We start from the raw sequence: 11,365 nt of genomic DNA on the forward strand, positions 1-11,365 counted from the left end.
TGTCGACCTCGTAGCCCCAGTTACCGGCGCGGTCGATATGCAAGCTGCCGCCGAAGGGGTCCGAGACCGCGTGTTCGCCAAACCGGCTCGATTGGAAATGGTCGAAGGCCGTGCCGTCCGGATCGTGGATGGACAAGCTCCCGCTGGCCGAGAGGAGATGTGCGGATGACGGTCCAACATTCCGGTCCTCGGTGATGTCACCCGTGTCGGTGCCGGTGATGACCGCTGCATCCGGCGTTGCCGCCAGTGTCAGGGAAGCCGTCTGGGCGACTGTGCCACCGTGACTGTCCGTGACCTGATAAATCAAGGTCACCGGGCCATTGTAGTTCGGGTCCGGCGTGAAGGTGAAGCCGTGCGCTGCATCGCCGGTGATGGTCCCGTGGCTCGCGCTCAATCCTGTGACGGACAGCGTATCGCCCGTGTCGATGTCCGTGGCGTGCGCCAAAAGCTGCGCCTCGCTGATCTGGACCGCCTTGTCCTCCGTTCCGCTGCCCAGATCGACCGGTCCGGACACAACCGGGCCATCATTGCTGCCGTTGACTGTGATGACGAGGTTCTGGGTGTCGGTCGCTCCCGCGCTATCGGTGACCGTCACCGGAATGGTCAGTTGCTGTGTCTGGCCGGCCGCTAGGTGCTGATAGGCCGCATGGCTGGGATCGAAACTCCACGAGCCATCCTGGTTCATGGTGAAGCCGTCGACCGGGTGGCCGGCCGAGAAGCTCTTTGTATCGCCCGTGTCCACATCCGTTGCCGACATCTGGCCTGTGACGGCTTTTCCATCCTCTGTCGCCGTGGCGACTGAAGCCCCGAGAACCGGTGTGTCATTGGTGCCGGTGATGACAACCCGCAGTTCATGTGTTGTCCCGTCCGCGCTGTGCACGGTTATTTTGTCGATCAAGCTGTCGCTCGGCTTCAGCGCCTGAATGACCGCCTGGCTGTTGTCCGCGGTGTAGGTCCAGCGCCCGTTCTCATCTATCGAAAAGCTGCCGTAACCGGCTGAGCCCGGAACAGCGGTCACTGCCTGGAATTTCTCTTCGCCTGCGTCGGGATCCGTGACGGTCAGAAGTCCGCCGGCAGAGATTTTGCCACCAACAACATTGTGGTCTTCGGTCGCGGTAGACGTATCCAGTCCGGAAATTCTGGCTGCTGTTGCCGTGCCGCCAGAAGTCTGCGTTCCGCCTGGAGGCTGCGTGGTGCCGGTCAGTATCGAGGACGTGTTCGTTCCGCCCGAGGGCGGCGTGGTGCTGGTTGGTGGCGGTGTCTGGGGTCCGCCTTGCGGCGGCGTGCCGCCACTATGGATTTCCGGTGTGGCCCTTTCAGCTGGACCGGGAGCCGCATTTGCTCTTGTCCCGCTCGGCGCACCGGAGACAGTGCCCATCTGGGAAAGTCCAGATGGTGAAACCACGTCAGGGGAGTGGTTTAGAGCAACTTGCGGACCGGGTGCAGGGCCCGCATCCGGATCACCTTGCAAGCCGTGTGATGCGACCGGAGCAGTTTCGGCAGGCGGAGACACGGGCGCAGCAGACGGCGGCGTCCCTGTGGGGTGTTGGGGGTGTTCGGTTAACGTACCGGGTGCAGGCCGCTCTCCGGGGTCGGTGAAAGATCCCGCTCCGTCATCCGGCTGCGTGGCTGGGTGTCCTTCCAGGTCGTCGGCGTCGACGGTCCAGCCAAATCCCTCTTCGGACTGAACTTTTCTGGCGTCCTTGATCTCCTCCGAAGGAAGCTCTTTGTCCTTGTGTGAAGCCTTGCTGCCCGCCTGATCAGCCATGGCGTTTACTCCTACCGTTCGCTCAAGGCCAGATCCAGGTTGGTATAGATCGGCTTCCAGATGTATTCGAAGACAGTTTTCTTGCCGGTGAGAACGTCAACTTCTCCGGTCATTCCGGGGAGCAAGGCAAACTGTTCCGGATTGTCGCGGAAAAAGGTGACCGGGATATCGACCAGGACCTCGTAATAGGCGGTGCCGCGCTCATCCACGATTGTCGTCGGAGATACCTCCAGAACATTGCCTTCGAGTGCGCCGTAGCGGCTGAAATCGAATGCGTCGATCTTGAGCCTCGCCGGCTGTCCGGTGGAGACAAAACCGACGTCGCGTGGCTGCAGCTGAGCTGCGAACCGAAGGCCGACATCACGCGGGACAATCTCGGCAACAAGACCGCCTGCTTCGATCACCCGGCCGACGACCGTGTCCGGCACAGACTGCACATAACCGGACACCGGGCTCTTGAGTTCCGTGGCAAGAACCCTTTGGCGCAAACGTACAATTTGCTCATCCAAAACACGGCGTTCACCATTTATTTCGGCGATCCGGTCGCGCGCGTCAGCAGCCTCGTTCAGATCGACCCGCTCCATCGCCTCACGCAGCTCGGTGATTTCAGCCTCGATAACCGCCTTCCGGCCCGACAGGGTCGCCAATTCGTACTCGTAGCGTGCTTCTTCCTGGACGGCCTCAACCAGCCTGGGACGTGGCGCCAATCCCCGGTCGACCAGCCCGTGAAGCGTCGTGGTCAATTCCTTTGCGACGGCCAGTTGTCGTTCGACAGCCGGCCGCTCATGGAAAATCGCCTCGAGATCAGCGTTTTTTTCCGAAATCTGGCGCCGGATCACCTGTCTCTCATTGTCCAGAAACGCTTTTCGGGCGTCCAGAGCGGCTTCTTCCCGGGCGATCAACTCCCTTACTGCGGCAATGTCATGGTGAGGCACGGCCTCCGTCTGGGTATTGACCTCGAGGAGGTTTACAGGGGCAAGAGCGGCGCCGGAGGCTGTGTTGAAATCCGGTTCACGGTTTTCGACCAGCGCCAGTAGACGCTCCTTTTCAAGCGACAGGGCCAGTGCCTTGTCTTGCGTCTCGCGCAGTTCGGAGCGCACTTCCTCATGGTCAAAGACGGCGATAGTGTCACCTTGGGAAACAACATCGCCCTTGCGCACCAGAACGGATGCCAGGGCTCCGCCATGTTCGGACTGAAGCTGCTGTACCTCGGAGACCGGTTCGACCACACCACGCGCCTTTGCCACCTCATCGATCGGTGTCAGAACCGACCAGGCAACGAAAGCCGCAAGCGAAACGCCGATGGCAGCGGCGGCGACATTGGTCAGCCTGACGGCCTTGCCGTCATTCAGTTCAAACCGGTCACCCGCATTGGAGGGTTTCATAAGCTTGTCTCCTCGGACGGTGAAGGGGATAGGCCGGGGGGCGTGACAGGGCCGAAATAAGCCATGCTGCCTTCGTCCAGAATAAGGGCGTTGTCAGCGAGTTCGGCGAAGGCCGTGTCGTGCGTCGCGAACAGGATCGTCGCCTTGCCTTTCAGAGCCGTCAGCACCTGAAGCAGGTCGGAACGGTCCCTGGTAGCGGCAGGGCCGCTGCTGTCATCCAGCAGGATCAGGTGACTTTTGGCCACGACTTCATGGGTTTCCTGGGAACGCCACATCGCGCTGTCGGAGGCTTCAAGACGAAGCAGGCAGGTGGATCGCGCCAGGTCATCCGCATCATATTGGGTCACCGATCGTCCGTTGATCGAAAGACGACCCGACTGCGGCGAAACAAGACCGGCGACCATCTTCAGGAACGTCGATTTTCCGGATCCGTTCGGGCCCATGACAATGGTGAAGCTGCCGGGAGCGCAATCGAAGGAAATGCCGGTCAGGGCCGGGTCCGCATTCTGGTCGTACTTGAAGAACAGACCCTTGCCACTGATTTCCGGTGCTCCGGTCTCCAGTCTTTCGAGCGCCGCTGGCTGCGCCTGCGGCGCTCCCATCGAAATCGACTGCTCCAGGCCCGAAACGGCCTTGCGAATGGCCTTGAGCCTCGGCATGGCCAGGAAAAAGGCCTGGGAAGGACCGGTCACGCGCCAGGTCAGCAGCATCGTGCCGACAAGCGCCCCGGCGGTGATCGTCCCGGACATGGCAAGGGCGATGCCGATACAAAGGGTTGTCAGCGCTGCGCCGGTGCCAAGCACATAGGCAAGCGATTGAAGAGCCGCGGATCGCTGTGCCTGCCTGTGTTTTGCAAAGGCTGCCCGCCGGGCGATGGATGCAAACCTGGCGAACCAGGCAGAGCCATGATCGATGCTCTGGATGTCCGCCGCCTTGTCGCTCAGTTCCGTAAGCGCTTCCACGCGTTTTGCATTCGCGTTTTCAAGCTGTGGGTCGAGGCCCTGTCTCGCTTCGCTCAAAATCCAGCTCAATGCAAAGAAAAGCGTAAGATAAACAGCGGGCACCACGGCCATCCACCCTCCGACAAACGCGATTGCAAAGATCGACAGCGGGACGAACGGCGCGTCAAAGATTGCCGCAGTGTTCTGGGCGGCGAACACTTCTGCGCTCAGTGAAGTTGTCTGCAAACGGTTTTGGAGCCGGTCAAAGCCGAGCCGCTGGCGGACCATTTGCGGCAGGCGCAGGATACGCGACAGCGATATGAGCCGGGTTGTTGCAACGAGCCTCGCATATTCTGCTGCAAGGATTCGGGAACGCGTGCTTCGCAGAACCAGGATTGCCAGAAGAACGACGCTTGCTCCGGTAAGAAGCGGCACCAGGCTTTGCGATGCCTGTGCGCCCAGGACCCGGTCGAAGATCGCCATCGAAAAGAACGGAATGAAAAGCGCCAGGAGGTTCAGGACGAGGGACAGAAACAGCGCCGTAACGGCAACCTTGTTTATCCGGGTCCGGATGGTCGTTGCGTGAACGGTTGCAACGGAATGCTCCGGGTCGTGGACGAAGAGCATCTTACCGGCATGGTTGATCCGGCGCACAACCTGCTCGTGGGTAAGGTTTGCGGATGAGGACGCGGTCAGACGGGTATCCTTGCGCACGAGGGCATGGACGCCCGTCTTGTCCTGAACCAGCAGGGCGCCATCAAGGCCGCTGCGCCAGGCAGCCGGAACTCGTGCTTCGACACTTGCGCCCACGTCGATGAGGTCGAGCACCATCGCAGCCTCGTCAAGTGTGGCAACACCGGTTTCACGTGGTGTCGCTGCAAGCAGGACGTCATGGGACCGCCGCCAACCGAGGTCGGTCAATGCGCTGTGCAGGATGCTTTCCAGGTTGGTCTCCCGTCTCGCAGTGCCTGTCTCTTCTGTGGCAGGCGTCGACTTATCCCTGGCCAGTTTGGTCTGGACGTTCATGCGGCAGCTTCCGTCTTTTGCGGCGGCAGGCAGACCAGGTCCTCGACCGTTTCAAAGTGTCGGACCAAGCCGCCGGCATCCTCGAACACGACGACGGTCGTCTCGCCCGCAAGGTCTTTCAGCAGCGCGGCAAGCAGCTCCGTGCCACGCGCATCCAGATAGAGCGAGGGATTGCGAAGCAAAAGTAGCTTCGGCTGTCCTGACAAGGCCCGGACAATCATAAGGCGCCGAAGATGGCCGTCGGAAAGCGGAACACCGAGCCCCGGCGACAGCGGCGTTTCCAGCCCCTCCCGCAGGCGGCCGATGGCAGCGTCGAGGCCAAGTCGTTCCGACAGCCAGAGTGCGCGCCCCGTTGCGTCGCTGTTAAAGGCCGTCATGTTCTCAAGTATCGTGCCGTTGAAGACAGTCAGCGCGGCATCGCAGACCGAGACATGGCCCTGGTGCGACGGCATCGGTTCGCCATCGGACGCGACCAGTTCCACGTTATCAAGATTTCCCGCGGTTTCCGGCCTGCCGCTCTCCACGGCGCGCACAAGTTCCTGAAAGAGTAGTTTTCCCTGCTGCGCATCGGCCGGTCTGACGACCAGGCACCGGCCGGGACGCACATCGTGGAGCTGGCCGTCGACCCGAAAGCGCAGCCCGGGAACCTCCTTGCCCTTGTGCGACGGGAGGTCCAGGGAGGACGTCGATGGCAGCGAAAGCAGGTCCTCAATGGTTCTGAATGCGGACGCCGAGACCCGGTGCCGCGCCATCGCGCTGATGAGGCCGAGCAGGCCGGCGACGCCTCTTTGACCGAGAATGAGGCAGGCCGCGAGCCCACCGGTTGTCATGTCGCCTGCGAGGACAACAAGCGACCCGACCCCGAGAACCAGGACCGTCGTTGCAAGCCCGCCGGTCTGGCTCAGGTTGAGCGCGGCAGCCAGGTTGCTTTCGACGACTTCCTGCGCTGCGGCCTTCTGTTTCTCGTAATGGCGCAATTCGCCGGCGAAATCGCCCAGATCTCCTCGCTCGACAATCCGGTCGATCCGCTCCCGATCATTCATGATCAGGGACGTCTGGTCCGCGGATGCCTCGAACAGTCTCACGCCGGCGCGTGCTTGTCGGAAGCCGGCGTAGAGCGCGAGGGCACCAAAGACAAGAAGTACCGCCAGCGGTCCGAAAACCGTGGGCCCTCCAAGGAACCAGACCAACACAAGAAACGTGACGGCGAAGGGCGCGTCGAAAAGGGCGAGCGTCGACTGACCCACGAGAACATCGTTGGATCTGTTGATGGCCGTAAACAGTTCGCGAATGCGCCCCGGGCTGAAACCGGCGAGCTTTTTCGCGTCGATCGTCAGCAGCTTTTCAGCAGTCTTCAGGGAGAGCTCGTATTCGGCCTTGGCGGCAAGGCGCCCGAGAATGGCGGCGCGTGCGTATTTGACCAGTCCATCCATGAGAATGGCGAGGGCCACGGCCGTAAAGATGACGATTGCAGTCCCAACAGCCTGATTGGCAAGGATCCGGTCATAGACCTGAATGAGTGCCAGCGGAAGGGCAAGCGCCAGAATGTTCGAGATCAGGGAGAGAACAATGAGCCAGAGTCGCGTGGTCATGAAACTTGACTTCTGTGACGAAGGAACGAGGCAATTTTCAGTCAGGGCTCGGCACTGGACCCAAACCTACAACCCGCAGAACCTAAATGTTCTACGTGAAATTTTACTTAACGTAACTCAAGACTAAATTCGTAAGTAAAAATTACAATATGATTTTATACTAGATAGCTTTGAAATATCCACATTCGAATATTGAAATATTTTCAAATTTTATTTAAAAAATATTATTTCGAATTCTTCTTTGAAGATTTAATAGCTCTTACTTATTGAAGTTCAGTAATTAGAGTCTATGGTCTTGGCCGGTATCAAGTCTCCAGCTGTCCGCTTGGACAATCCTGCCCCCGGCAGCCGACAGACTTCTTTCGGTCAATGTGCTTTAACAGCTATCCGGGGAACGCGAGCTTCCGCAAACGCACCAATTAGCACCGGATAGTCGGCTCCAGGCCCCTTTTCGGTCGTTCGTTCCGACCAAAGAGAACGTCCCAGTTAGCAGCACATTGCAGCCATTGATGGCTCCAGCCAGTACCAGACCCGAAGCTGTTTCGCCTCACAGGTCCGCGTGCAAAGGCGTTCGGAAATAATGACGCTCGCGTTGATGGATGGTTTTCAAAACACGCTTTCGGGACGAGAGCATAACAAGAACAGATTTCCCGCCACCAACGGCCCCTGAGGATATGGAACCCATCGCAGACATAAAACAAAGCGGACGGTGGCAGGTTGTGCTGTGCCGTTCTTGCGGACGCTCAATACAATTTCCGTCAGCGCGTTTTCCGTCCAAGTTGATCGCGGATCTGCCAATCAGCCTGGCAGCGATTGCTGACCATCTTCGTTCGCCGGACTAAAGGTGGCGCTCCGAAACCCCTGCATTTCCTTCCGTCGATTCAACCGAAGGTCCATTTCGGTTTTTCGAGTTGCGGCGCGATGACCCTTGCTGAGCTCGCGTCAAGTCCGCGTTGAAAGATCCGTGTGTTTGTCAATATTCTGTCGCCGGGTACCCCAAGTTTCCGCGCGATGAAGCAAGTCGCATTTCTGCGTTCAGTTCGGAATTAGCTGGGCTTTCGAGCGAAACCGAAATCTTTGTCGAGCACTCCGCAGTTGAATCGGCAGAACTGAGAGAAACTGGTCGAGAGAGTGGGGATCATTTGATCAGCTACAGGGACATCTAGCCAAGATCAGCCAATTCCGCAGTGCCGACATCTGGAGGGCAACACCCCTCCCCTTACAGGTTTCCCTGTTTCCGCCGACCTGACCGGGCTGAATTTCTGCTTCGTGAACTTGATTCTGAAAGCATTTGTCGCTCCACACCGTTCGAAACAAATGGTCCCTCCTATTTGGACAGGAAGGTGATCTCCGCGCCAAGCTCCCTGGACACGTTGCAGAAGCTTTCCAGCAACGTATCTTCCAGTTCCGGCAGGCCTGTGCCGGTTCGACGGAAAAGCCCCCATTCGTAGGGAATCTGTTCGACCAACGGCACGATCCGGGCCCCAGCGACAGCGATCCCGCGGGCCGAGACACAATCGACCAGCGCAATACCCAGGCCTTCGGTGGCGGCCCGAATGGCGTTGAGGGAACTGTTGGTGACAAGTTCGGCCACCGGTTCGACCCCGTGTTTGGCCAAGTGCGCGTTTATCGCATGCCGAATTCGATAGGAATTCCCCAACGACAACAGCCGATACTGGCGAAAAAGCGTGACGTCCAGCGGTTCTGTCGGCAGGTCCGGCGGGAGAACGGCCACCAGTCCGGCGCGCGCCACGCAGAGACAATCGAGATCGGAATGAGACAGCGGCATGGCACAAGCGCCGTAGTCCACTGCCCCGGAAAGCAGCACTTGGGCCAGGTGTTCCGCATCCATTGTCTGCAGGCTGACCTTCGGCGGCAGACCTGAGTGACGCTCAAGCGCTGCCAGCATTCCCGGTACCAAACCCGCAGCCATAGCGGGGTTCGCCACCAGTGCAAGCGATTGTATTCGCCCCTCGCGCAGGCTGGTCGCGCGTTGCGTGACCTGCTCGAAGGAGGCGAGAAGCTGCCGGGCGTCTTCAAAGAACTGCACGCCTTTGGACGTCGGCGAAATACGCGGGCCGTTTCGGCGGAAGAGCTCGAAGCCGATGGTTGCCTCAAGGTCGCGTACCATGCGGGTCACGGCCGGTTGCCCGATCCCGAGCTGTCGTGCGGCACCTGTCATTGAGCCTGTTGCCATAACGGACACAAAAACTTCCAGTTCGCGAATGCCGAGAGTTTCATTATTTCCATTTGACATGATTGCGCCTGCATGATCAGAAAGCATGATAAAGAAGCCTCTATCATGCGTTATTGGCATTCTTAGCATGCCAATGCCGTATTCGCCATGTGGAAAGTCCTGTTATGACAACATCTTCTGCCGCTCTGGTCGTGATCGACGGCCGTGTTCTGGACGCCCTGAATGCCAGGCGTCCCGCGTTCGTAGAGGGGATAGAGACCTGCCGTGATGCTGTCTTGTTCCCCGAGGAAGATCTCGGCTTGTCATCCGACTTGCGCGCTGCCCTTGGGCGCCGGGTGGTAGCAACCGCAGAAAATGTCCTGCTGCTGGAGACCTATCCCGCGCCGGGGACGGCGGATCTGAAGGCTTTGGCCTCGGGCGAAATGCCGTCGGATCCAGCACTTGCGGTCTTGGCGCGGCATGCGGACATGATTGCGCGCGAACCGGTGACTTCGGGGCCACAGCATCTGCAGTCTCTTCAGGACGCCGGTTACAGCGTGCCACAGATCATCGCCCTGTCGGAACTGCTTGCCTATGCATGCTACCAGATACGTGTGGTGCATGGCCTCAATTTGCTGGCCGGGAAAACGGATGTGCTGGAACAGGTCGAACCGGGTTCGAGTGAAACAGACGGAATTCCTCAGATTAATCTGAAACCGCTGACCTGGACGCCCTATTTGCCACCGGTGGAGATCGCGGATGCCACGCCGCGCCAACTCGAGGCAATGAAGGTCACTCCCTCGGCCAAGAAGGTTTCGCCCTATGTGCGCACTCTGGCGCACGATCCTGACAGCTATGTAGCCCGGACAGTTCTTTTCAACGCCATCATGTACGCTGACGGTGGCCTGAACCGTGCGGATCGGGAACTTGGTGCGCTGGGGGCGTCGCTCGTCAACGGGTGCCAATATTGCGCGAACGTCCACGCGCGACAGCATGCGCGCCTGAGTGGCACGGCGACGACCTCGGCTCTTTATGCCGGAAGGCGTGACGCTCTTTCCGTGCGTGACGGAACAATCATGGATTTTGCCGAGGCCCTGACGGCAACGCCTCCTCTTGCTGATACCAGCCATATCCAGCGGCTGAAAAGGGTCGGCTTGGATGATGCCGAGATTCAGGACCTGGTGCATTCCATTGCCATTTTCGGCTGGGCCAATCGCTTGATGCATCCGCTGGGTCATTCCAGCTAACGGCAGACCCGGCAACTCTGACCCCATCTTGGCTTCCGCGTTTCAAGCGTGGCTGCCGGATGGGGTTTTTCGTGCCTGATCAGGGGCAAGAAGAAGCGTCGTTTCACCCATCGGGCTGCAACTGATGGCCGGTGAGGAGAAGTTAGGGCGCATTTTTTAGCATAATAAGCTTTTTATCATGCCTATTTCAGCATCATAACGCTCAAATTATTTGCTTTTAGGTCTCGGGAATTGATCTATGTCATTTTTGAATTGATTCCATCGATCAATTCAGAAAACATCAGGTCATGAACAAAAGAGATCTGCAAACCTTTCTGAAAGTCGCTGAAACCGGAAATGTGACCCAGGCAGCCGAACTGCTGGATCGGTCACAACCATCAGTGACGCGCTGCCTTCAGGACCTTGAAAGCAGCCTCGGCTTCGCGCTCACCGAAAGAGTGGGGCGCCGCATTTCGCTGACCGCCGAAGGGGTCGCTTTCGAGGAAGAAGCCCGCCGCCTTCTGGCGATGTTTGAAGATCTGCCTGCTCGTACGCTCGCCCGTGCGAAGGGTTCGGCATTGCCCATGTCGATTTCGGCAACTTCCGCGTTGGGCACCGGATTGGTTCCTCACGTTCTTGAGCGCTGGCCGGAGGCGGATCGCCCAAAAGAAATCCGGCTGATGCAGGCGGCGCCCAACACGGTGGCGCAGGATCTCTTGAGCGGGAATGCACGGATCGGTTTGTCTTCCTTGCCGCTTGATGTGCCCGGCGTGACGGCCGAGCGCGTCTTTTCTGCGCCGCTTGTCGTTGCGCTTCCCGAGTCGCGTGCAGCTGAATTTCCCGAGAACGTTCCCGTATCCCTGACCCAGGTTGCCACCAACACGGTGGTGACGATGCTGGATCAGACGCGTCTTCAGGGCCGCATTCTGCAGGCTCTCGATAAGGCCAGTGTGCATCCTGAACGCGCGATCCGCGTAAATTCCTCCGTTTCGGCGTTGCAGTTCACGCGTCTGACCGGAGCCACGGCCATCGTCGAGCCGATTACCGCCCACGGCATGCGGCCGTCGGGCGTCATCCTGCGGTCGTTGGTGGAGCAGATCGATTTCTCGATCGGCTTCTTCGCCGCAGCAGGTCTCGCAGGGGCGCGCGACACCAAGGAATTCTTCGACCTGTGCGAAGCGACCCTGTTTGATCTCATCCCTCAAGTCCGCCGCATCGACGGCCCACTCCCTTCCAATACCAGAGACTGAA

7 protein-coding genes are annotated in these 11,365 nt (G+C 59.2%); 2 read left to right on the forward strand and 5 right to left on the reverse strand.

Translation table 11 applies throughout. The features are described from left to right. The 5 genes from V1T76_RS25380 to V1T76_RS25400 all read right to left on the reverse strand — a co-directional run. The coding region (locus tag V1T76_RS25380) for a VCBS domain-containing protein (protein WP_330563476.1) at positions 1-1,768 on the reverse strand (1,768 nt) is incomplete at its 3' end. Positions 1,769-1,779: 11 nt separating this feature from the next. After that, positions 1,780-3,153 carry an HlyD family type I secretion periplasmic adaptor subunit gene (locus V1T76_RS25385; protein WP_330563477.1) on the reverse strand — a complete coding sequence of 458 codons (1,374 nt, stop codon included), beginning with the start codon at positions 3,151-3,153 and terminating at the stop codon, positions 1,780-1,782. After that, entirely contained in the window at positions 3,150-5,120 is a 1,971-nt protein-coding gene (locus tag V1T76_RS25390; RefSeq protein WP_330563478.1) for an ATP-binding cassette domain-containing protein, read from the reverse strand. Before V1T76_RS25390 ends, V1T76_RS25385 begins: the two co-directional genes overlap by 4 nt. Beyond that, on the reverse strand, positions 5,117-6,712 hold the full coding sequence (locus V1T76_RS25395) for an ABC transporter transmembrane domain-containing protein (protein WP_330563479.1): 1,596 nt from the start codon (positions 6,710-6,712) through the stop codon (positions 5,117-5,119). The genes V1T76_RS25390 and V1T76_RS25395 overlap by 4 nt, the downstream gene beginning before the upstream one ends. Before the next feature lie 1,327 nt (positions 6,713-8,039). After that, on the reverse strand, positions 8,040-8,969 hold the full coding sequence (locus V1T76_RS25400; RefSeq protein WP_330563480.1) for a LysR family transcriptional regulator: 930 nt from the start codon (positions 8,967-8,969) through the stop codon (positions 8,040-8,042). A 614-nt stretch (positions 8,970-9,583) separates the two neighbouring features. Here V1T76_RS25400 and V1T76_RS29065 point away from each other — a divergent pair. Then, complete coding sequence (locus tag V1T76_RS29065; RefSeq protein WP_442970185.1) at positions 9,584-10,135, forward strand: peroxidase-related enzyme; 552 nt, start codon at positions 9,584-9,586, stop codon at positions 10,133-10,135. Between the two features lie 287 nt (positions 10,136-10,422). Next, on the forward strand, positions 10,423-11,364 hold the full coding sequence (locus V1T76_RS25410) for a LysR family transcriptional regulator (RefSeq protein ID WP_148584031.1): 942 nt from the start codon (positions 10,423-10,425) through the stop codon (positions 11,362-11,364). Position 11,365: the final 1 nt, after the last annotated feature.

This window comes from Roseibium sp. FZY0029 (assembly GCF_036350355.1).
Lineage (GTDB): Bacteria > Pseudomonadota > Alphaproteobacteria > Rhizobiales > Stappiaceae > Roseibium.

Excerpts from the sequence above, each read along its gene's own strand:
- V1T76_RS25395 (WP_330563479.1), bottom strand. The coding sequence starts at position 6,712 with ATGACCACGCGACTCTGGCTCATTGTTCTCTCCCTGATCTCGAACATT.
- V1T76_RS25385 (WP_330563477.1), bottom strand. The coding sequence starts at position 3,153 with ATGAAACCCTCCAATGCGGGTGACCGGTTTGAACTGAATGACGGCAAG.
- V1T76_RS25410 (WP_148584031.1), top strand. The coding sequence starts at position 10,423 with ATGAACAAAAGAGATCTGCAAACCTTTCTGAAAGTCGCTGAAACCGGA.
- V1T76_RS25400 (WP_330563480.1), bottom strand. The coding sequence starts at position 8,969 with ATGTCAAATGGAAATAATGAAACTCTCGGCATTCGCGAACTGGAAGTT.
- V1T76_RS25390 (WP_330563478.1), bottom strand. The coding sequence starts at position 5,120 with ATGAACGTCCAGACCAAACTGGCCAGGGATAAGTCGACGCCTGCCACA.